Origin of the sequence: Gordonia sp. HS-NH1 (genome assembly GCF_001418765.1) — a bacterium.
Classification (GTDB): domain Bacteria; phylum Actinomycetota; class Actinomycetes; order Mycobacteriales; family Mycobacteriaceae; genus Gordonia.
The window spans coordinates 185,880-208,766 of sequence record NZ_LIYC01000002.1; the positions used below are offsets into that span (position 1 = coordinate 185,880).

Annotated in this window: 15 protein-coding genes; 2 read left to right on the top strand and 13 right to left on the bottom strand. The window is 70.3% G+C overall.

Annotated elements, in window-relative coordinates; translation table 11 throughout:
* Nucleotides 1-7: 7 nt before the first annotated feature.
* From AMD30_RS02670 to aspS, 13 genes are all read right to left on the bottom strand, one after another.
* Nucleotides 8-577, bottom strand: a complete 570-nt coding sequence (locus AMD30_RS02670) for a shikimate kinase (protein WP_014926636.1) — start codon at nt 575-577, stop codon at nt 8-10.
* A complete protein-coding gene (aroC, locus tag AMD30_RS02675) occupies nt 574-1,782 on the bottom strand; it encodes a chorismate synthase (protein WP_055474639.1) in 1,209 nt (402 codons plus the stop codon). Before aroC ends, AMD30_RS02670 begins: the two co-directional genes overlap by 4 nt.
* Nucleotides 1,783-1,833: 51 nt before the next feature.
* Nucleotides 1,834-2,238 (bottom strand): prepilin peptidase, encoded by a 405-nt coding sequence (locus tag AMD30_RS02680; protein WP_055474640.1) that lies wholly within the window; start codon nt 2,236-2,238, stop codon nt 1,834-1,836.
* 87 nt (nt 2,239-2,325) lie between these two features.
* Entirely contained in the window at nt 2,326-3,213 is an 888-nt protein-coding gene (locus tag AMD30_RS02685) for a shikimate dehydrogenase (protein ID WP_055474641.1), read from the bottom strand.
* The gene (gene mltG / locus AMD30_RS02690; protein WP_055474642.1) at nt 3,210-5,105 is read right to left on the bottom strand and encodes an endolytic transglycosylase MltG; all 1,896 of its coding nucleotides are present in this window, start codon (nt 5,103-5,105) and stop codon (nt 3,210-3,212) included. The genes AMD30_RS02685 and mltG overlap by 4 nt, the downstream gene beginning before the upstream one ends.
* Nucleotides 5,092-5,553 (bottom strand): Holliday junction resolvase RuvX, encoded by a 462-nt coding sequence (ruvX, locus tag AMD30_RS02695; protein ID WP_014926631.1) that lies wholly within the window; start codon nt 5,551-5,553, stop codon nt 5,092-5,094. Before ruvX ends, mltG begins: the two co-directional genes overlap by 14 nt.
* Complete coding sequence (gene alaS, locus AMD30_RS02700) at nt 5,553-8,228, bottom strand: alanine--tRNA ligase (protein WP_014926630.1); 2,676 nt, start codon at nt 8,226-8,228, stop codon at nt 5,553-5,555. Before alaS ends, ruvX begins: the two co-directional genes overlap by 1 nt.
* A gap of 121 nt (nt 8,229-8,349) precedes the next feature.
* A complete protein-coding gene (locus AMD30_RS02705; RefSeq protein WP_010840957.1) occupies nt 8,350-9,735 on the bottom strand; it encodes a replication-associated recombination protein A in 1,386 nt (461 codons plus the stop codon).
* A 7-nt stretch (nt 9,736-9,742) separates the two neighbouring features.
* Nucleotides 9,743-10,918 carry a hypothetical protein gene (locus AMD30_RS02710; RefSeq protein ID WP_035716982.1) on the bottom strand — a complete coding sequence of 392 codons (1,176 nt, stop codon included), beginning with the start codon at nt 10,916-10,918 and terminating at the stop codon, nt 9,743-9,745.
* A gap of 148 nt (nt 10,919-11,066) precedes the next feature.
* Nucleotides 11,067-11,972 (bottom strand): transglutaminase family protein, encoded by a 906-nt coding sequence (locus AMD30_RS02715; RefSeq protein ID WP_084817182.1) that lies wholly within the window; start codon nt 11,970-11,972, stop codon nt 11,067-11,069.
* Nucleotides 11,969-14,677: a circularly permuted type 2 ATP-grasp protein gene (locus AMD30_RS02720; RefSeq protein ID WP_055474643.1), complete on the bottom strand. Its 2,709-nt coding sequence runs from the start codon at nt 14,675-14,677 to the stop codon at nt 11,969-11,971. The genes AMD30_RS02715 and AMD30_RS02720 overlap by 4 nt, the downstream gene beginning before the upstream one ends.
* Nucleotides 14,674-18,159 (bottom strand): transglutaminase family protein, encoded by a 3,486-nt coding sequence (locus AMD30_RS02725; RefSeq protein ID WP_055474644.1) that lies wholly within the window; start codon nt 18,157-18,159, stop codon nt 14,674-14,676. Before AMD30_RS02725 ends, AMD30_RS02720 begins: the two co-directional genes overlap by 4 nt.
* Before the next feature lie 170 nt (nt 18,160-18,329).
* Nucleotides 18,330-20,162 carry an aspartate--tRNA ligase gene (aspS, locus tag AMD30_RS02730; protein WP_055474645.1) on the bottom strand — a complete coding sequence of 611 codons (1,833 nt, stop codon included), beginning with the start codon at nt 20,160-20,162 and terminating at the stop codon, nt 18,330-18,332.
* Nucleotides 20,163-20,357: 195 nt separating this feature from the next.
* On the opposite strand from aspS, the gene ypfJ reads away from it, so the two are divergent.
* Together ypfJ and AMD30_RS02740 are read left to right on the top strand one after the other, a co-directional pair.
* A complete protein-coding gene (ypfJ, locus tag AMD30_RS02735) occupies nt 20,358-21,212 on the top strand; it encodes a KPN_02809 family neutral zinc metallopeptidase (RefSeq protein WP_055474646.1) in 855 nt (284 codons plus the stop codon).
* Nucleotides 21,209-22,882, top strand: coding sequence for a DUF885 domain-containing protein (locus AMD30_RS02740; protein ID WP_055474647.1), 1,674 nt, complete (start codon nt 21,209-21,211; stop codon nt 22,880-22,882). Before ypfJ ends, AMD30_RS02740 begins: the two co-directional genes overlap by 4 nt.
* Nucleotides 22,883-22,887: the final 5 nt, after the last annotated feature.

Genomic DNA, 22,887 nt, shown 5'->3' on the forward strand with positions numbered 1-22,887 from the left:
GGCTTCCTCACATCAGTTCGCGGGCGAGTCGGACGACGACGGCATCGGCCACGGTGTCGGGGTCGGCGTCGGCATCGACGTCGAAGGTGCACATCGCCTCGTAGGTGGCCGTCCGTTCGGCGAGCAGTTCGGCGTACCGGGCGGCAGGGTCCGCCGACGCCAGGAGCGGGCGATCGGTCCCGGAGACGCGCTCGTATCCGCGCTCGGGCGAGACCCGAAGGTATACAACGCGATGATCGGTCAGGGCCTCCCGGACGCCGGCGGTGGTGACCGCTCCGCCGCCGAGCGACACCACGCCACCATGGTTGTCCAGGACGTCGGTGACGACGTTCTCCTCGATCGTCCGGAACGCCTCGACGCCATCGGACACGAAGATCTCCGGGATGCTGCGCCCGGTCCGTCGGACGAGCTCGACATCGGTGTCGATGAAGTCGACGCCGAGCCGATCGGCGAGCACGCGCCCGACCGTGGACTTCCCGGCCCCCATGAAGCCGATCAGCACGGCCGCCGGACGACGACCCGTCGTCGTACGCGTCGGGGTCGGGGGCGGGGTCGGCGGTACCGGGGGCTGGGTCATGCCCGGGGCGGGCGCGCGTCGACGGCAGCCCGGTAGGCGGCGAGATTCGCGGCGGTCTCGGTGACCGAGTCCCCGCCGAACTTCTCCAGCGCGGCCTGGGCCACGACGAGTGCGACCATCGCCTCGGCGACCACACCCGCCGCGGGCACGGCGCAGACGTCGGAACGCTGGTGGATCGCGCTGGCCGTCTCCCCCGTCGACATGTCGATCGTCGACAGTGCGCGCGGCACCGTCGAGATCGGCTTCATGGCGATGCGTACGCGGAGGTCCTCGCCGTTGGTCATGCCGCCCTCGAGCCCGCCGGCACGGTTGGTCGAGCGCAGCACACCGTCGGCGCCGGGCACCATCTCGTCATGGGCCTCGCTGCCTCGGCGGCGGGCGGTGGTGAAGCCGTCGCCGACCTCGACGCCCTTGATGGCCTGGATGCCCATCACCGCGGCCGCCAGCCGGGCGTCCAGGCGGGTCTCACCGCTCACGTGCGAACCGAGGCCGACCGGCACTCCGGTCGCGACGATCTCGACCACGCCGCCGAGGGTGTCGCCGTCCTTCTTCGCCGCCTCGATCTCGGCGATCATCGACTTCTCGGCGTCGGAGTCGAAGGCGCGGACCGGACTGGCGTCGATGGCCTCGAGGTCGGAGATGCGCGGTGGCGGACCGACATACGGATCGCTCGCGCCGATCGAGATGACGTGGGAGACGATGTCGATGCCGAGCACCTGACGGAGGAAGTTACGGGCGACGGTGCCGGCCGCGACGCGTGCCGCGGTCTCCCGAGCGCTGGCGCGTTCGAGCACCGGGCGGGCGTCGTCGAAGCCGTACTTGAGCATGCCCGAGTAGTCGGCGTGGCCGGGCCGGGGACGGGTCAGCGGTGCGTTGCGGGCGCTGCCCTCGAGTTCGGCGGCGTCCACGGGGTCGGCTGCCATCACCGTCTCCCACTTGGGCCACTCGGTGTTGCCGATCTCGATGGCGACCGGGCCGCCCATGGTCTGGCCGTGGCGGACCCCGCCGAGCACGGTCACCTTGTCGGCCTCGAACTTCATCCGAGCACCGCGGCCGTAGCCGAGTCGGCGGCGAGCCAGTTGCTCGCCGATGTCGGACGAGGTGACCTCGACGCCGGCCACCATGCCCTCGACGATGGCGACCAGGGCGGGCCCGTGGGATTCTCCGGCAGTTATCCAGCGCAACACAGTGGACGATTGTTCCATGCTCCCGCGCCCCGTCCGACGGCGGCGCCGCCGAACCACGGGTAGCTCCTGTCACAGCAGACCGGCGACGACGATCGTCGCGGCGACGAGCGCCGGTCCGTGCGGATGCGCGCCCGTACCGGCGGGGTCCCGCCGACCCATCCGGTCGGTGACCACCGTGCCCGCCGCGACGAGCGAGGCGAGCGCCACCACGAGAAGCGCGGCATCCCAGCGCAGGGCGAGCGCGCCGCAGGCCGCGGCGAGCTTGACGTCTCCGCCGCCGCACCATCGCATGCCGAACGCGAACGCGTACGGGGTCGCCGCCGTCAGTGCGGCCACCGCCGCCCCCGGATGAACCAGGCACGCGCCCATCGCACCGCAGATGCCCGGCCAGACGAGCACATTCGGGATCCGGTGGGTGTCGGCATCGGTCACGGCGATGACCGACAGCCACAGCAGGATCGCGCACTCGCCCATGGGCCGAGCATGGCGCGACATCGGCACCTCGCCGCCGGTCCGTTCACAAGCCCCACGTCCTGTGGACGGTCTCGGAACGACCAGGCGTCAGTCTGCGCTCAGGGCCTCGATCATCGCGTCGCGGGGCGCGGGGAGCCCGGTGAACAGCTCGACCTGCCGGAAGGCCTGGTTGACCAGCATGACCAGACCGCCGACGACGGTTCCGCCGGCCGCGTCGACCGCGGTCGCGAGAGGCGTCGGCCAGGGGTCGTAGATCACGTCCACGACCTTGCGCGCCCGCGCCACCGCCGATGTCAGGCAGGCGGCCGCCTGGGCGGGCACGGTCGACACGACGACCGCGGAGTCGCGGCACCGGCGGTCGAGGGCCTTGCCGGGTTCGAAGGGCAGGATGTCGCCGCTCATGCCCAACCGTTCACAGAGGTCGAGGACGGGTGCGGCGCGCCCGGCGTCTCGGGCGACGACCACGACGTCGGTGACGCCGGCGTCGTCGAGCGCCATGATCGTCGGCAGGGCGGTTCCGCCCGCCCCGACGACCACGGCGAGAGGTGTTGTCCCGGAATCAATGTCGGCACCGATCGCGAGATCGTTGAGGGCACCCGACATGCCGTCGATGTCGGTGCAGTCGGCGCGCCATCCGGACGGCACCCGGACGAGGGTGTTGGCCGACCCGACCAACTCCGCGCGCTCGGTGCGTTCGGTGGCGAAGTCGAGGGCAGCGCGTTTGTTCGGCATGGTGACCGAGAACCCGATGAAGTCGGCGTCCGCGCGGGAGACGATCTCCGGCAGGCGCTCGGCGGTGCACTCGATCCGGTCGTACCGCCAATCGGCGAGCCCCAGCGCCCGATAGGCGGCGAGATGGACGCGCGGTGACCGCGAATGGGTGATCGGCGAACCCAGGACCGCGGCCCGACGGTGGTCGCCGTGCGGGGAACGGACGTCGGCGGGCACGGTGTTCACGGCGGGTCCGCTGGTCACTGACTACATCCCGTGGCCACCAGCTTGTTGCGGCAGGCGACCTCGCGATTGCGCTTGTGGTCTTCGAAGGTGTTGGCGAACAACGTGGTCCCGGCGGTGTCGACGGTGACGAAGTACAGCCAGCCCCCCGGGGCGGGGTCGAGCATCGCCTCGAGAGCCGGTACGCCCACCGCCGCGATCGGTGTGGGCGGCAACCCCTTGTAGCGGTAGGTGTTCCATTCGTTGTCGTTCTTGTACGCCTCGCCGTGCACATCGATGTTCGTGATGTCGGCGGTGTAGTTCTGCGTCGAGTCCATCTGCAGCAGCTGGTCGCGGTCGAGGCGGTTGCGGATGACCCGCGCGACCTTCGGCGCGTCCTCGACGTGGCGGACCTCACGCTCCACGATCGACGCCGCGATCAGCGTCTCGTACGGCTCGAGCCCGGAGTTGTTGCGGTCCAGCAGTCCCCACTGCTCGAACATCGACCCGCTCTGGGAGATCATCTCCTGCAGGATCTGCGTGGCGGTGTGATCGGGTTCCACGCGCTCCCAGGTGGTCGGTGCGATCAGCCCTTCGATCCGACGGTGATCGCCTGTCATCCCGGCGACGTTCTGACGGGCCCATTCGGGTACGCCGAGTTCCTCCGGCGTGGCCTCGGCCGCGGCCTTCTCGAGGTCGGCGACGGTCACACCCTCCTGCTGACCGTTGACCGAGAACGACGTGGCGTTCTCGATCAGCTGGAAGATCCCCGGGGTGACCTTGCCGTCGATACCGGTCTTCGAATCGAGTTGCAGCCCCGGCGGGATCACCACTCGCCCGACACGGTGCTCGGCTCCGTCGTCGGTGAGCATCTCCACGGCGGTGGTCGCCGGGATCTGGGTGCGCATCTTGTACAGCCCGCCGGAGATCGGCTGTCCGCCGGCGGCATCGACGAACGCCCGCACGCTGCCGACCACGTCGGCGTCGACGAGGATGCGGCCGAAGTCGGCGAGTGTGGAGTTGTCCGGGATGTCGACGACGACGTCGCCCGCACCGGCGGCGTTGGTGTAGTCCTTGCGGGACTCGAGCAGGCCGGTCGCGCGCACGCCGTAGTAGCCGACGCCGGTGATCAGCGCGAGCATGAAGACGATCGCGATCGCCAGCACCGCACGACGCTTCCCCCGGCTGCGCTTGCGGCGCGGAGCCCGGCGCGTCTGCTGCGCTGCCTCGGCGTCGTCGACCCCGGCCCACCAGTCGTCGTGCTCCTCGGCCTCCCGGACGGGTGCAGGGGTGACCGGGCCCGGGTCGCGCACCGTACGCGCGGTGTCGGCAGGCCGGTCCTGGCGCGGGTCGCCGTAGCTCTCTTCGGCGTAGCTCTCTTCGGGGTAGTGCTCGTCGCCGTGGTGTTCGTCGCGGTAGTTCTCGTTGCCGTAGCCAGGGTCGGCGTAGTCGTCCTGCTCTTTCCCCGCGGATTCGTATCCGGCGGGGGCAGAACGGAATCCCTCGTTGCGGGCGCCACGGACGGGCGGTTCGGGAGTGGCCGGGCGAGCCATCGTGAAGTCGGTGTCGACGTCGTCCTCGACCCGCGGCCGCTGAGGCGGGGCCGGTCGAGGCGGGGCGGGGGGCGGCGTGGGTGCCTGTCCCGGCGGGATGCGGACCGGTGTCGCGCGCGGTCCGGGCGTCCCGGTGACCGGTCGCGCCTGTTCGGCCGGCGGGACGGGCGGCGGGGCCGGCCGACGACCGGCGGAGTCCCCGGATTCCGGGCCGGTCCGACGCCGACGGTGCCGCGTGTGCGGGGACCCGGCGGCCGGCTGGGTGAAGTACCGCAGACGCTCGGGGTCCATGCCCTCGGTGCGGCGGCCCTGGCCGTCGCGGTGGCGTGTGCGACGCCGATCGTCGGTCACCGGAGGCTCCCCTGACTCACCGTCGTGCATCCAACCACCCCTGAAGAATAGCGACCGCCGCGGCCTGGTCGATCACCGCGCGTGAGGACTTCACCGTCCGGCCGCTGGCGTGCAGTGCCTGCTGTGCGGTCACCGTCGTGAAACGTTCGTCGTGCCAGTGCACTGCCACCGGGTCGATCCGGGTCGCGAGACGGTCCCCGAAGGCACGCGCGGTCTCCGCCGCCGCGCCCGCGGTGTTCTTGAGGGTCTTCGGCAGCCCCACGACCACGCCGACGGCCTCGTACTCGGCGACCAGGGCGGCGATCCGGTCGAGATCGTCTGCGCCCGTGGGAGTCCGACGCACGGTCTCGACCGGCGTGGCGAGGATGCCGTCGGGGTCACACACGGCGACGCCGATCCGCACGCTCCCGACGTCGATGCCGAGGAGTCGTCCTCGGGTCCGCGGCGCAGCGTCGGGCCGGGCTTGCGGGTCGGGCATCAGGCGACGAACTCACGGATGCGGATCAGCGCGGCGTCGATCCCGGACGGATCGGTGCCGGCGCCCTGGGCCAGGTCCGGCTTGCCACCGCCACGGCCGCCGAGCAGCGGCGCGACCTCCTTGACGAGGTCGCCGGCCTTGATCCCGGCATCACGGGCGGCCGCGGTGGTGGCGATCACGAACGGCACCTTGGCCTCCGGCCCGTCACCGCTCGGCGAGAAGAGCGCTATCACCGCCTGGCGGTCGGCGACCCGGCCACGAAGGTCGGTCACCACCGAACGCAGCCCGTTGGCGTCCAGGCCCGGCACCCGGCCCTCGACCACGAGGGTGGCACCGACGGTCGTCGCGGTGTCGAGGAGACCGGACACCGCGGCCCGCGCGGCTTCGGCACGCACCCGCTCGAGTTCCTTCTCGGCGTCGCGCAGTTTGGTGACGAGCTGCTCGACGCGCCCGGGCACCTCCTCCGACGGCACCTTCAACGACGAGGCCAGGCCGGCGAGCAGAGCCCGCTCCTTCGACAGGAATCGGAACGAGTCCATGCCGACATACGCCTCGACGCGCCGGACCCCGGAACCGACCGAGGACTCTCCGATCAGTGTGATCGGTCCGATCTGCGACGACGACGCGACGTGCGTGCCGCCGCACAGCTCCATCGAGAAGGGCCCGCCGATCTCGACGACGCGGACGACGTCACCGTAGTTCTCGCCGAACAGCGCCATCGCGCCCATCGCCTTGGCCTCGGACAGCCCGGTCTCGAATGTGTTGACCTGGTAGTTCGCCTCGACCGCGGCGTTGCTGATCTCCTCGATCTCGCGGCGCTGGGCCTCGGTCACCGGACCGGTGGCATTGAAGTCGAAACGCAGGTAGCCGGGACGGTTCAGCGAACCGGCCTGTGTCGCACCGGGGCCGAGGACCTCGCGGAGCGCGGCGTGGACCATGTGGGTCCCCGAGTGCCCCTGGGTGGCGCCGTGCCGCCACGCCGTGTCGACCGCAGCCAGGACCTCGTCGCCCTCCTCGATCTCGCCCTCGTCGATGCGCACCTTGTGCAGCCACACCGATTTGCCGACCTTCTGCACGTCGGTGACCGACATGCGCACACCCGAGCCGGTGGTGATGGTGCCGACGTCGGCCATCTGACCGCCGGATTCGGCGTAGAGCGGCGTCCGGTCGAGGACGACCGTCAGTTCCTGTCCGGCGGACGCGGCGGGCAGCCGGGCACCGTCGGCGACGAGGCCGAGCACCCGCGCCTCCGACACGAGCTCGTCGAAACCGGTGAACTCGGTGGGCCCGCGGTCGAGGAAGTCGCGGTACACACTGAGGTCCGCGTGTCCGGTCTTGCGGGCGGTGGCGTCGGCCTTGGCGCGCTGCTTCTGCTCGGCCATGAGGGAGGTGAAGCCCTCCTGGTCGACCGCGAGACCGGCCTCGGCCGCCATCTCCAGGGTCAGGTCGATCGGGAAGCCGTAGGTGTCGTGCAGCGTGAAGGCGTCAGACCCACTGATGGTCGTGCGCGACGCGCTCTTGGTGGCGGTCGCCGCGTCGGCGAACAGCTTCGAACCCGCGGCGAGGGTCTTGGAGAACGAGGTCTCCTCGCCCACCGCCACGTCGACGATGTGCCGGCGCTGCGTCTCCAGCTCGGGGTACGACGGCGACATCAGGTCGATGACCTTACCGATGATCGCGCCCATGGTGGGCTCATTGTCGGCGGTACCGAGAAGACGCATCGACCGCACGACCCGGCGCAGCAGACGACGCAAGACGTACCCGCGGCCGTCGTTTCCGGGCAGCACACCGTCGCCGATCAGCATGGCCGAGGTCCGCGCGTGGTCGGCGACCACGCGGAACCGGACGTCGTCGGCGTGCGAACCGGCACCGTATGCGCGCCCGGACAGCTGCGCGGCGAGGTCGATGATCGGCTTGCACAGGTCGGTCTCGTAGACGTTGTCCACGCCCTGCAGCAGACACGCCACGCGCTCGACGCCCATGCCGGTGTCGATGTTCTGCTTGGGCAGCGGGCCCAGGATCTCGTAGTTGTCCTTGCCGCCGCCGGGACCGCGGACGTTCTGCATGAAGACGAGATTCCAGATCTCGATGTAGCGGTCCTCGTCGGCCTCCGGGCCGCCCTCGACGCCGTAGTCGGGTCCGCGGTCGTAGAAGATCTCCGAGCACGGCCCGCAGGGGCCGGGCACGCCCATCGACCAGTAGTTGTCCTTCATCCCGCGCCGCTGGATGCGCTCGGCCGGCACACCGATCTCGTCGCGCCAGATTGCCTCGGCCTCGTCGTCGTCGAGGTAGACCGTCGGCCACAGCTTCTGCGGGTCGATCCCGTAGCCGCCGTCCTCGACGCTGTTGGTCAGCAGCGTCCAGGCGAACGTGATGGCCTCGCGCTTGAAATAGTCGCCGAAGGAGAAATTGCCCGCCATCTGAAAGAAGGTGTTGTGGCGGGTGGTGATGCCGACCTCGTCGATGTCGAGGGTCCGGACACACTTCTGCACGCTGGTCGCCCGCGAGTAGGGCGGGGTCTGCTCACCCAGGAAGAACGGCTTGAACGGGACCATGCCGGCGTTGACGAACAGGAGGTTGGGATCGTCGAGCAGCAACGAAGCGCTCGGCACCTCGGTGTGCCCGGCCTTGATGAAGTGGTCCAGAAAGCGCTTCCGGATGTCATGCGTCTGCACTGTGGGTCTCGTCCTCGCCGTTGGTGGTAGCGGCCGTTGATGTCGCGACATCCCAGACTACCGTCGGCGGGTCGCCGCAGAGCGGAGGGACTCTCGACCGCGACGACGTCGTCGCGGACCGTCAGCGGGACCGGCGCCGTGAGACCGCGCCGCGCACGATCGACCGCAACTTCGCGACCCGCGGCCCGATCTCGCGCTCCAGACCGTGGTCGGTGGGGACGTAATAGTCCCTGCCGACGAGTTCGTCGGGCGGATACTGTTGCGGTACAACACCATCGGGGTCGTCGTGCGGGTATCGGTAGGCGACGCCGTTGCCGAGCTTCTTGGCTCCCGGATAGTGACTGTCGCGCAGGTGGGCCGGAACCGCGCCGGCCTTGCCCGACTCGACATCGGCGAGGGCGGCGCCGATGGCCGAGACCACACCGGCCGACTTCGGCGCCGTCGCGAGATGGATGGTCGCCTGGGTGAGCGCCAGTTTGGCCTCCGGCATCCCGACGAGGTTCACGACCTGGGCGGCCGCGACCGCGGACTGCAGGGCCGTCGGGTCGGCCATCCCGATGTCCTCGCTGGCGTGGATCATCAGGCGCCGTGCGATGAAGCGCGGGTCCTCCCCCGCCGCGATCATCCGCGCGAGATAGTGCACGGCGGCGTCGACGTCGGAACCACGGATGGACTTGATGAACGCGCTCGTCACGTCGTAGTGCTGATCGCCGTCCCGGTCGTAGCGCACCGCGGCGCGGTCGATGGCGGTCTCCACGTCGGCGAGGTCGATGCGGTCGGTCGAGTCGGCACTGGCCTCGAGGGCGGTCAGCGCCCGGCGCGCGTCCCCGCCCGACACCGCGACGAGGTGGTCATAGGCGGCGTCGGTGACCTCGACCTTGCCGTCCAGCCCGCGCGGGTCGGCGACCGCCCGGGTGAGCACCTCCCGGATGTCGGAATCGGTCAGCGACCGCAGCTGCAGCACCAGGGATCGGGACAACAGCGGTGCGACCACGGAGAACGACGGATTCTCGGTCGTGGCGGCGACGAGCAGGACGATGCGGTTCTCCACGGCGTCGAGCAACGCGTCCTGCTGCGTCTTGGAGAACCGATGCACCTCGTCGATGAACAGGACCGTCTGCTGACCGCCGGACCTGGCATCACCGATGAGGCGGCGCCGGGCCACGTCGATGACCGCACGTACCTCTTTGACCCCGGCAGTCAGCGCGGACAGGGCCTCGAAACGGCCGCCGGTGGCTCGCGCGATGAGCGAGGCCATCGTGGTCTTGCCGGTCCCGGGCGGCCCGTAGAGCAGCACCGACGCCGCGCCCGAACCGCTGATCAGCTTCCGCAGCGGCGAGCCGGTCCCGAGAAGGTGTTGCTGCCCGACGATCTCGTCGAGGGTCTGTGGCCGCATCCGGACCGCCAGGGGTGCCGACGGAGACGGCGGGGCGGTGAGGCCCCCGGCGGCACCACGCCCACCGGAGCCGGCCCGAGGGTCGTCGGGTGGGTCGAACAGTCCGTCCACGAGCGGGTCAGGCCAGCCAGATGCGCTGTAGCGCGACGCCCATCGCGGTCGCGAACACGGCGATCTCGTCGTCACCCGCACGTCCCGCCGCGGCGGCGAGATCGGTCCAGCGGCTGACGATCACGCGCGGGTCGTTCGTGTGCAGGGCCCAGTCGTGGGTGAAACCGGACGCGCCGAAGTCGGCCACGTCGAAGTCGGCGTCGGCGTGATCGGCCTCCGGATCGCCCGGCAGCATCCACACCGTCGACAGCCACACCCAGAGCTGACGGGCGAGCAGCACCTTGCGCTGCATCTCCCGCTCGTGGGCGAGTGCCGGCCAGATCGAATGCACCTCCGAGCGCCAGGCGTCGACCATCGACACCTCGAGGTCGGTGGCACGAGCGGAGGCCCGGGGCGGCAGCTGCGCGGTGATGGTGACGACCGCGTAGGCGATGTCGAGGGTCGCGTCGCGGAATCCGCCCCACTCGTAGTCCATGAACTGCACGCCGTCGTCGTTCAGCAGGATGTTCTCCGGACCGACGTCGGAGGGACTGAACGCACGGTGGTCGCCCTCGTCGAACAGCGTGGCCGCGGTACGCAGGGATTCCACCACCCGGTCCGGGACCACGACGTCGAGGGCCGCGGCGTGCCCCACCACCGAGTCGATCGACCGCAGTGCCTCGTCGCGCAGGATGTCGCGTCCGTGCATGCCCGACGGTCCGCGGCGCAGCAGCGCGAGGAAGTCCCCTTCGCCGCCGACCGTCGCCGCGTGCATCCGGCCGAGGGCCTGACCCCAGGCGCTGACCGCGCGGGAGGTCTCGACCGGGTCGACGCCGGCGAGATACTCGAGCATCGAACGGCCGTGGCCGAGGTCGGAGAGGACCATGATGCGCAGGTCCGGATCCGACGCGATGAGCTGCGGGCCCGGGCGTGACTCGTTCGGCAGCGCCGTCGCGTACTTGTAGGACGCGATCTCCCGATGGAAGGCCTGCGGGTCCTCGTGTTCGGGAAGAGCCTTGATCACGAGTGATCGGTCCAGGCTCAGAGGATTCTGGGCGACCCGGACCCGCACCACCGTCGTGCGTCCGCTGCCACCGAGGTCCTCGGGATCGTCGAGGACCACTGCTGATCCGGCGCGGTGTGACAGCAGCGCCTCTGCCGCCCGCACCACGCTGGTGATGCGGCTTTCCGTAATGACCGTCATGTCGCCCACCAACCTACCCGTTGCAACGATGTCGCAACAGCAATATTCGTTCATCTGTATCACGTCGCAGCTGACAAATCGCCGAACCGGTTGCCGAACACACTGCGGCAGAACGGATCACCAGGTGGGTCATCAGACCGTGCCCCGTTCAGCCCGGCGTGAGGCCATCCGTCGGGCTGACGTCCACCGAGACGTCGATGCGGCTCTTCGTGGAGTCGGTGTAGATGACCCCGCGAAGCGGCGGCACGTCGTCGTAATCACGTCCCCACGCCAGCGTGACGTGACGTTCGTCGACCAGCTTGTCGTTGGTCGGGTCGAAGGGCAGCCACCGGCCGTCGGGCATCCAGACCGCAGCCCATGCGTGGCTGGCGTCGGCACCGTAGACCTTTTCTCTGCCGGGGGGCGGTTCGGTCGCGAGATAGCCCGACTCGTACCTGGCGGCCAGGCCCTGCGACCGCAGGCAGGCGATCGCGACCCGCGCGAAGTCCTGGCAGACGCCCTCGCGCCGCTGCAGGACGGTGTCGACCCGAGTGGTGATGGCCGTCGAACCCGACCGGTAGGTGAAGTCGGCGAAGATCCGTGAGGTGAGGTCGGTGACGGCCTCGACGAGCGGACGGCCCGGGGTGAAGACCCCGGCGGCGTACTCGCGGACCGCGTCGGTGATCTCGGGCGGATCGAGATCGAGGACGAATTCGGCAGCCAGGGCGCTCTCCCGGCCGTCGACGACGCAGGGTCGTGCCTGTTCCCACGGCGTCCGGGCCGCCGGGCTCAGGAGCACACCCGGGTCCACGGAATCCACCTCGACGACCGACCGCGCGGTGACGGTCAGCTCGCGATGCGAGGTCCGGACGTGGAAGTAGCTGTCGTGGTTGCCGTACACGTCGAGCCCGGTCGACCGGTCGTCGGGTTCGGGCTCGATCTCCAGCGATGTCGAGTGCACGCGCTGGCCCGGCAGGTCGCGCGGGGTCAGGTGACAACGCCCGTACGACGACGACACGTCGTCGTCGTAGGTGTAGCTCGTCCGGTGCATCACGCGGTAGACACGCGAACTCACGACTGCCCACCTGCCCAGATCGGTCGCGCCTGGCGCGGGGTGGCGAAGCGGGTCCGGGTCAGCAGGTCGGAGAGCTCGGTGGCACCGGTGCGCAGCGTCGTCATCAGTTCGACGAGTTCAGGGCGCCTGCGGTCGGCGTCGACGCGCACCAGGTCGGCGGGGTCACCGCGACGCAGCTCGGCGATCATGTCCTGGACGGCTCGTTCGGCACCGGCCGACCGAAGGGTCTCCGGTACCGAGGACAGGTCGGCGTTCATCCGCTCCAGGCAGAAGATCATCGATCTCGGATTGGTCGGGTCGAAGAGCAACAGCTCGGCGACACTGGCCGGTTGGTACAGACCGCGATTGCGGCGGCGATAGATGACCGACGACTCGTTGGCCACCAGGTACGACTCCAGCAGCGTCTGCTCGACGTCGGTGTCCTGCGCCTCGGCGAACATCGCGCGCGTGAGGTCGGCGAGGGTGACCGCCCGTTCGATGCGTCGGCCGACGTCCATGAACATCCAGCCCGGGTCGTGCACCATCGACTCGGCCTGCAGTCCGGTGAGGGCCAGGACGCCATGCAGGATCTCGTCATGTGCGCGGGCCAGGTCGGGTCCGAGATCGAGTGCGGCGTCGCCGACACCGGCGTCGGCGTCGGTGCGCGACCGGGCGACCAGCCGGGTCGTGCTCGCCATGATCCGTTCGACGGGCGCGAGCACCATCCAGGTGCTGGTCGACATCTGATCCCGGACCGCCCGGGCCGTACTCAGAAGCCGGTCGACCGAATACGCGATGGTCCCGGGCACCGACCGCGACACGGTGAGGTCGGCCATCTTCTCGATCGCCTCGTTCACCTGGTCGGGCGACGGCGGCCGGTCCGATCCCGACATCAGGAGATCGGCGGTGTCGAGGTAGCGCGCGGTGCCCGTCACCGTGGCGACGGCGTGCAGCAGCAGCGGCACCGCCGGTGTTCCCGACATCCACGGGCGGTACTGGAAGTCCTGATACCGCTCGCGGGACACCTTGGCCAGTCGCGTCACCAGCTCGGTCCGTTCGCCGTAGCGGCCCAGCCAGAACAGGTCCGCCAGCACACGAGGGCTGGCCGCGGCCGCGACGTCGGAGTATTCACGGGTCACCGGACGCCCCGCCGCACCCGCGGCGACCTCGGCGGCCGGCTCGCCGCGCGTCTCCGAACGGCGCGATATGTGCCCGCCCACCTCGGTGCTGGTGACCCAGACGTCCTTGGCGGCAACCACATGGTGAGCAGCACCCTCGACCCCGTCGGCGAGGACCGCGCCCAACCCGCCCGGCATCACCGCGTAGCCGGGACCCTGCGCGACGCTGAAGGCGCGGACCGACACCGGTGCCGCGCGCAGCGTCGCCGGTGGACCGCCGGAACCACTGCCGGGGGTGACCGTGGGGGCCACCGAGAACGCCTCGAGGTCGCGCGCCACCCACTGCCACGTCTGCGCCTCGATCCGGGCGTCGAGCTCGGCGCGATCGGCAGCGGCGAGCAGCGGACCGATGAACTCCTCCCCCGTGCACGTGTTGGTCAGCACCAGGGAGGCCAGCCGGTCACGGATCAGACCGCGCTGCAGCCGATCTCCCGCCCAGTGGGTGGTGACCGACCTCAACCGCAGATCCTCGTCGAGCAGGACCGGCGCCAGACGCTCCAGCACGGTGTGCAGCGCCGGGTTCTCCAGGACGCCCGAGCCGAGGGTGTTGAGGACCGTCACGGTGCCGCGCGAGATCGCCTCGACCAGGCCCGCGACGCCGAGCTGGGAGTCCGTCCGCAGGTCGAGCGGATCCGCGTAGGCGGCGTCGACGCGCCGCAACAACACGTCCACGCGCTTGTACCGGCCCAGCGATCGCATGTAGACCGCACCGTCGCGGACGGTGAGATCGGCACCTTCGACGAGCGGGAAGCCGAGCACCGAGGCGAGATAGGCCTGGTCGAACGCGGTCTCGGACATGCTGCCCGGACTGAGGACCGCCACCGTCGGGTCGTCGACCCCCGGCGGCGCGTACTCGGTGAGCGCCAGCCGCATCGTGGCGGCGAAGTTGGCCATCGGCCGTGGCGCGCACGCCTGGAACAGCTGCGGGAAGGTCTTCGACATCAGCCGGCGACCGACGATCGCGTACCCGACGCCCGACGGCGCCTGGGTGCGATCGCGGTAGGCGACGAATTCGCCGTCGGGGGTTCGCGAGATGTCGACCGCGTGCAGGAACAAGGCATGCGGGCCGGCGACCTCCAGGCGCGCGGCCTTGCGGATGTACCCCGGATGCCCGAAGACCATCTCGGGCGCGACGAGTCCGGCGGCGATTGTCTTCTGATCTCGATAGAGGTCACGCAGCAGCAGGTCCAGCAGCATAGAACGCTGCGTGATGGCCTTCTCGAGTTCGGCCCACTCGACGCCGTCGACGACCAGCGGCACCGCGTCGACCTCCCAGTCGCGGGTCACGGTGTCGCGGCCGTCGAACTCGTTGTAGACCACGCCGTCGTCGCTCACCGCGGCGGCTAGCCGGGCGGCGGAATCCCGGAGGCGGTCGGGTCCGCGCAGCTGGTAGATGCGGGCCAGGTCCGCCCATGCCGGGCGGATTTCCCCACCGGGTTCCAGGAGTTCGTCGTAGGAGTCGAGCGGCCGGCCCGGATCGAAGAGAGTGTGGCCCTCGGCGCGGTAGCGGTCGAACACCGCGGAAGCGCTGCCCGGCGAAGAGGTCACCGAAGAACTGTACGTGCCCGCCGGAGGTCGAGGATTCCGGGCACCCCGAAGTCGATGGCCTGCCGGGACTGCCGCTCGCGCAACAGTCCGACGTCGACGGTGCCCGTGGTGTGTCCGGCGGCCTCGAACCGCCCGTTGCGCCGCGATTCGGCCTCGACGGCGTTGACCGGCGGACGATCGTAGGCGCGTCCGCCGGGGTGCACGACGTGATAGGTCGCGCCGCCCACCGACCGGCCGTTGACCGTGTCGATCAGGTCGAAGGTCAGCGGGGTGTCGATGGTGATCGTCGGGTGCAGCGAGCTCGGCGGCTGCCAGGCCCGGAAGCGGATGCCGGCCACGCGCTCGCCGGTACGTCCCGTGGCACGCAGCGGGATCGGGAACCCGTTGCAGGTCAGCAGATATCGATCGTCCTCGCCGCCCAGGACCCGCACCTGTACGCGTTCGACGGAGGAGTCCACGTACCGGGCGGTGCCGGTTCCGGTCGACTCCTCCCCCAGCGTGTTCCACGGTTCGATGGCACTGCGCAACTCGATCTCCTGGTCGCGGATCTGCACGGTCCCCAGACGCGGGAAGCGGAATTCGGTGAACGGATCGAGCCACGCGGTCTCGAACGGGTAGCCGGCCTCGCGCAGTTCCTCGGCGACCAGCGCGATGTCGGCGATGACGTAGTGCGGCAACAGGTGTTTGCCGTGCAGGTCACCGCCGTGGCGGATCAGCCGGGCACGGTAGGGCTTCTCCCAGAACCACGACACCAGGCTGCGCACCAGCAGCGACTGCACCATCGCCATCCGGTGGTGCGGCGGCATCTCGAAGGCCCGCAGTTCCAGCAGGCCCAGCCGGCCGCGCACCGAGTCCGGACTGTAGAGCTTGTCGATGCAGAACTCGGCCCGGTGGGTGTTCCCGGTGATGTCGGTCAGCAGGTGTCGCAGCGCCCGGTCGGTGACCCAGGGATTGGGCGGCGCGCCGTCGAATCGCCCGCCGGTGGCGTTCTTGACCGCGAGCCGGTCGATCTCGGCGAAGGCGATCTCCAGTTCGTACAGCGCCGACTCGCGTCCCTCGTCGACGCGCGGTGCCTGCGACGTGGTGCCGATGAACCGGCCGGAGAACAGGTACGACAGCGCGGGATGACGCTGCCAGTAGGTCAGCATCGACACCAGCAGGTCGGGGCGGCGCAGCATCGGCGAATCCGCCGGCGTGACGCCGCCGAGAGTGATGTGGTTGCCGCCGCCCGTGCCGCCGTGGCTGCCGTCGAGATCGAAACTCTCCGTGCCCAGGCGCACCTGTCGCGCGTGCTCGTACAGCGATTCGAGCAGTTCGGACTGCTCGGCGAAACCATGGGTCGGCTGGATGTTGACCTCGACGACGCCCGGGTCCGGGGTCACCGACAACGAGACGAGGCGCGGATCGGCGGGCGGTCCGTATCCCTCGACGACGACCGGCGTCGATGTCGCGGCCGCGGCGTCCTCGACGAGTTCGACGATCGCGAGGTACTCCTCGAGCGTCGAGGTCGGTGGCATGAACACGTGGACCACGCCGCCGCGGACCTCGGCGACGAGGGCCGTGCGCGGGAGGAACTGCGCGGGGTCCACCGCGCGCACGGTGTGGCCCAGGGCCTCCGACGGGTCGGCCGGCAGGTCCTCGTGGCGTGCGGACGGGTCGGCCTCGAACAGTGTCGGCGCCGGACCCCACGACAATGAGTTGAGCGGCAGGCGCAACCCGGCCGGCGAGGTGCCGGGGGTCAGCACGATCCGTCCTCGCCGGGTCGTCCACACCGCGCTCTGCCACGCGGTCCGGTCCTCCGACCGGCTCAACGGCAACAGGTGGGCGCTCGGCTCGGTGACGGCGGCGTCGAGCCGGGCGATCAGCGCTCGCCTGCGGTTGACGGAATCCACTGCCGGCGCGAGGCTCTCGTCGTCGTCGCCCTCCGTCGAATCGGCGTCGACGGCGATCTCGGCCTGCGCGAACGACCGCGCGGCGGGCAGGGTCGGGTCGGTCCCGGGATCACCGGGTGGCATCGCGGCGAGCTCGCGCATGCGCACCAGCGGGTCCTCGTAGGCGGGCACGACCTGGCCGGCCGGGAGCCCGAGCGCCTCGGCGAACGCGGTGAGCAGTTCCCGCGCGGGGCCGGCATCGCCGATGTTCTCCGGATCCGGGCCGTGGGTCTCGGTCTCGATCGCGGCCGCGCACTGTTCCGGCGTCGCCCACGGATCGGCGAGCAGTTGCGGGTCCCGCCAGATCGGCAGACCGTCGGCGCGCCACATCAGTTCGAGCTGCCAGCGCGGGAGCGGTTCGCCGGGATACCACTTGCCCTGGCTGCGCCGGATCAGCCCACCTTGGGCATACGCCTGGTGCAGACGGCCGGCCAGCCGTCCGGCCAGCAACCGTTTGTGCGGGCCGTCCGCCGCGGTCCGCCATTCCGGATCCGTCTGGTTGTCGATGGACACGAATGTCGGCTCGCCACCCATCGTCAGGCGCACGTCGTTGCGTTCCATCCGCTCGTCGACCAGGGCACCGAGGTCGGTCACCCGGTTCCACTGTTCGGCGGTGTAGGGCAAGGTGACGCGCGGGTCCTCGTGGAACCGCGTGACCGTGTTGGTGAAATCGAGTGTCGCGTGGCACGGACCGGTCGATCCGGTGATCGGGGCGGCACCGACGGGGTGTGGGGTGGCGGCCAAGGGAATGTGCCCTTCGCCGGCGAACAACCCGGACGTCGGGTCCAGACCCACCCATCCGGCACCGGGGAGGTACACCTCGGTCCATGCGTGCAGATCGGTGAAGTCGGCGTCGGGACCCGACGGGCCGTCGAGCGACTTCACATCCGAGGTCAGCTGGACGAGATAGCCGGAGACGAAACGCGCCGCGAACCCGAGTTCGCGCAGCAGGGCGACCAGCAACCAGGCCGAGTCCCGGCACGACCCGATGGCGCTGGACAGGGTGTACTCCGGTGATTGAACGCCCGCCTCGAGACGAACCGTGTAGCCGACGGCGTCCCGGACCGCCGCGTTGAGGCGCACGAGGAAGTCGATGACGCGCGTACGACCGGCCGGACGGTGCTTGGCCGCGAACTGCGCGATCTCCGGATGTACTGGTGCACCGGCGAATTCACCTTCGGTGACACCGGCCGGGCGAAGGAAGATCTCCAGGTCGCGCCGTAGTTCCGCGGGATACTCGAACCCGAAGAACTCGGCCCAGTCCTCGATGAAGAAGTCGAACGGGTTGATCGCGGTGAGGTCCGCGACCAGGCTCACGGTGATCCCGAGGGAGTTCGACGGCTCCGGGAACACCAGGCGCGCCAGGTAATTGCTGAACGCGTCCTGCTGCCAGTTCAGGAAATGCGCACCGGGCTCGACGGTGAGCGAGTAGGCCTCGATGGGAGTGCGTGAGTGCGGCGCCGGACGCAGGCGGACGACGTGCGGGTAGATCCTGGTCGGCCGGTCGAAGGAGTACACCGTCCGGTGTTCGAGGGCGACCTTGATCGTCACCGACTGACCTCCCCGCCGGTGCGTGTCACCACGGTCCCGGCAGCCGACTCGGTCCCACCGCTGTGCGCCATGGAGGAGATCTCATCACAGATGACCGGAAGGCGCCGGGTGGCGAGCACCGCGGAAGGACCCGCGGTGGCCGAACTCACGTCCGGCCACCGCATTTCGGCTCAGGCCGAGGTACCTTCGGCGCCCGTCTCGGCACCCTTCTGCTCGCTGTCCGGCCGGCCGGCGCCGCCCCGCGGCGCGGGCTTGGCGTCGATCCCCGATTCCTTGCGCTGCTGCGCGGTGATCGCGGCCGGGGCATCGGTCAGCGGGTCGACGCCACCACCCGACTTCGGGAAGGCGATCACCTCGCGGATGGACGACTCACCGGCGAGCAGCGCGGTGATGCGGTCCCAGCCGAAGGCGATGCCGCCGTGCGGCGGTGCGCCGTAGGCAAAGGCATCGAGCAGGAAGCCGAACTTCTCCTGCGCCTCGTCGTGGCCGATGCCCATGATCTCGAAGACCCGCTCCTGCACGTCACGGCGATGGATACGGATCGATCCGCCGCCGATCTCGTTGCCGTTGCACACGATGTCGTAGGCGTAGGCCAGGGCCGCGCCGGGATCGGACTCGAGGGCGTCGATCGACTCCGGCTTGGGCGAGGTGAACGCGTGATGCACCGCGGTCCAGGCCGAATGCCCGAGTGCCACATCGCCGGAAGCGGTCGCGTCGGCGGCCGGTTCGAACATCGGCGCGTCGACCACCCAGGTGAACGCCCAGTCGCCGTCCTTGATCAGACCCAGCTTCGAGGCGATCTCGCCGCGGGCGGCGCCCAGCAGCGCGCGCGTCGACTTCACCTCTCCCGCACCGAAGAAGACACAGTCGCCGGGCTTCGCGCCGACGTGAGCGGCCAGACCGGAGCGCTCCTCCTCGGACAGGTTCTTGGCGACCGGCCCGCTGAGCGTGCCGTCCTCACCGACGAGCACATACGCCAGACCGCGCGCACCGCGCTGCTTGGCCCACTCCTGCCACGCGTCGAGCTGGCGACGCGGCTGCGACGCCCCGCCCGACATGACCACGGCACCGACGTACGGGGACTGGAACACCCGGAACGGGGTGTCCTTGAAGTACTCGGCGCATTCCACGAGTTCGATCCCGAAGCGCAGATCCGGCTTGTCCGAACCGAAGCGGCGCATCGCGTCGGCGTAGGTCATCCGCGGGATCGGGGTCGAGATGTCGACCCCGATGAGCTTCCACAGCGCGACCAGGATCTCCTCGGCGACCGCGATGACGTCGTCCTGGTCGACGAAGCTCATCTCGATGTCGAGCTGGGTGAACTCGGGCTGCCGGTCGGCCCGGAAGTCCTCGTCGCGGTAACAACGCGCGATCTGGTAGTAGCGCTCCATGCCGGCGACCATCAGCAGCTGCTTGAACAGCTGCGGGCTCTGCGGTAGCGCGTAGAACGTGCCCGGCTGCAGGCGCGCCGGGACCAGGAAGTCCCGGGCCCCTTCCGGCGTGGACCGGGTCAGCGTGGGCGTCTCGATCTCGGTGAAGTCGTGCGCGGCGAGCACGCCACGCGCGGCCGCGTTGGCCCGCGAGCGCAGACGCAGGGCCGCACTCGGCCCCTCGCGCCGGAGGTCGAGGTAGCGGTGGCGCAGACGCGCCTCCTCGCCCGGCGTCTCGTCGAGCTGGAACGGCAGGGGCGCCGACTCGTTGAGGACCTCGAGCTCGACGGCGTTGATCTCGATCTCGCCGGAGCTCAGGTTGGGGTTCTCGCTGCCCTCGGGGCGCACCTCGACGACGCCGGTCACCGCCACGCAGTACTCGGCGCGCAGCCGGTGGGCGGCCGGTGCGACCGACTCGTCCCGGAATACCACCTGGACCAGCCCGGTGGCGTCGCGCAGGTCGATGAAGACCACGCCACCGTGGTCGCGACGGCGTGCGACCCACCCGGCGACGGTGACGGTCTGCGACGCGTCGGCGCGGCGCAGCGAACCTGCGGAATGCGTGCGGAGCACTGAGAATCCTTCCCGGAGTCGAAATCGGCCGGCGGAAACGCAGACCAGGTGTCCATGGTGCCGTATCCGTGCCCCGAGGCGTCAATCGCATACCGGCGCTGCCTCACCGAAACAGGTTTCGCCACGGCTCGTCGCTTTCGCTCCTCAGCTGCTCAACCAACGAGGGGCGGGTGCCGATCGTGCCAGAATGGCCGCGTGACCTTCCAAGGCAGCGGATCGATCGACACCGGCAACGTCTCCGGCGGCGGGGGCGGCGGGGGCCGGATCGCGCTGGGCGGTGGCGCGGGGCTCCTCATCACGATCGTCGCGCTGTTCTTCGGCGTGAATCCCGGCGACCTGCTCGGCGGCGGTGGTCCGGCGCCCGGGACGTCGTCCGACGCGGCACAGATCCAGCAGCAGCTGGACTCGTGCACCTACGAGATGGCCAATGAGAACACGATCTGCCGGATCAAGGCGACCACCGTGAGCGTCGACACGGTGTGGTCGGACCTCTGGCCCGAGTACCAGGCGCCGCAGACGGTCATCTTCGCCGATGCGGTGAACACCGGTTGCGGTTCGGCGAGTTCGGCGACCGGCCCGTTCTACTGCCCCGCCGATTCGACGGCGTACTTCGACCCCACGTTCTTCGCCCAGCTCCGCCGCATGGGCGGCAGCGACGGACCTCTCGCGCAGGAGTACGTCGTGGCCCACGAGTACGGGCACCACGTGCAGAACCTCACCGGCGCGCTCGCGAAGGGACAGCGGATGGGTTCGGAGGGACCGCGATCGGGGTCGGTCCGGGTCGAATTGCAGGCAGACTGCCTCGCCGGGGTGTGGGCCCACCACGCCGACGACGGTCCCGACGCGCTGCTGGCGCCCATCACCGAGGAACAGATCGCGACCGTGATCCAGACCGCGAAGGCCATCGGCGACGACACCATCCAGGGTCCGGGTTCCAATCCCGAGGGTTGGACCCACGGTTCGGCCGCGCAGCGCACCCGCTGGTTCACCATCGGCTATCAGGCGGGCGACCCGGATCGCTGCGACACGTTCGCCACCGACGCCCTGTGAACGCCACCGACACCGCGGGCGCGCGCGAGCCCACCGCCGTCGACGCGATCGCCGAGGCGCATCTGGACCGGTTGTGCACGCTCGATCCGCTGTTCGCCACCGAGATCGGTCACGGCGAGCACGACGACCGGATGACCGATTTCTCGGCGCAGGGGTGCGCCGAACGCGCCGAGGTCGCCGCCGGCACCCTGTCCGCCCTGGCGCGCGCCGACGTCGCCGATGCCATCGACCGCGTCACCGTCGCCACCATGAGCGCCTCGCTGCGTCGTGAACTCGCGCTCGCCGAGGCCGGCGAGCACATCGGCGAATGCAACGTCATCGCGTCGCCGCTGCAGGCACTGCGCGACGTCTTCGACCTCATGCCGACCGACACCCGCGAACAACGCGAGGTCTTCCTGTCCCGGCTCACCGCGATCCCGGCTTCGCTCACCGGCGTCGTCGACGGTCTGGCCCACCGGCTCCGGCACGGTCCGCGGCCGGCACGCCGGCAGGTGGAGGCCGTCGCCCGGCAAGCGGATTCGGCGGCCGACGGCATCGGCGGCAACACGGCGCCGATTGCGGCCGACCCGGCGCTGGCGGGCACGCTCGCCACCGCGCTCGACGCCGCCCGCACCTCGTTCGGGACGTTCGCCCACTACCTGCGCACCGAGGTTCTCGATCACGCCGTCGACGACGACGCCGTCGGCCGCGACCGGTACCTGCTGCACCTGCCGGCGTATCTGGGCGCCGACGCCGACCCCGACGACGCCTATGCGTGGGCGATGACCCGGCTGCAGCAGATCGTCGCCGAGCAGCAGGAGATCGCCGAGGGACTGCTCCCGGGACAGGGCGTGCCGGCGACGCTCGCCTGGCTGGATCGCCAGCCGCAGTATCAGATCCACGATCGCGGCGAGTTCGTCGACTGGATGCAGGCGACCTCCGACGCGGCCGTCGCCGGCCTCGCGGGCACCCACTTCGACCTGCCGGCCCGGCTGTCCCGGCTCGAATGCCGGCTCGCCCCGTCGTCGACCGGCATCATCTACTACACCCAGCCCAGCGAGGATCTGTCCCGGCCGGGCCGGATGTGGTGGGCGGTACCCGACGATCAGACCGTCTTCCACACCTGGCAGGAGAAGACGACCGTCTACCACGAGGGCGTCCCCGGACATCACCTGCAGCTCGGCTCGGCGATCGTCGACCCGGACCTCAATTCCTGGCGCAAGCTCGCCTCCTTCACCTCCGGACACGGCGAGGGCTGGGCCCTGTACGCCGAGCGGCTGATGGACGAGCTCGGCTGGCTCGAGGACCCGGGTGATCGCATGGGCATGCTCGACTCCCAGCGGCTGCGGGCCGCGCGTATCGTGGTCGACATCGGCGTGCACTGCCGTCTGCCCGCGCCGGAGTCCCTCGGCGGCGGGATCTGGGACGCCGACAAGGCCTGGACGTTCCTGACCTCGTCGGTGGCGATGGACCACTCGGTGCTGCGCTTCGAGCTCGACCGCTATCTGGGCTGGCCCGGTCAGGCCCCCTCGTACGCGCTCGGCCAGCGCGTCTGGGAACAGACCCGCACCGACGCGCTCCGCCTCCACCCGGACTGGACCCTCAAGGACTTCCATTCGCGCGCACTGGCTCTCGGCGGTGTGTCCCTGGACGTACTCGCGGCCGAGGTCGTCGGCCGTCCCGACGACTGACGTTC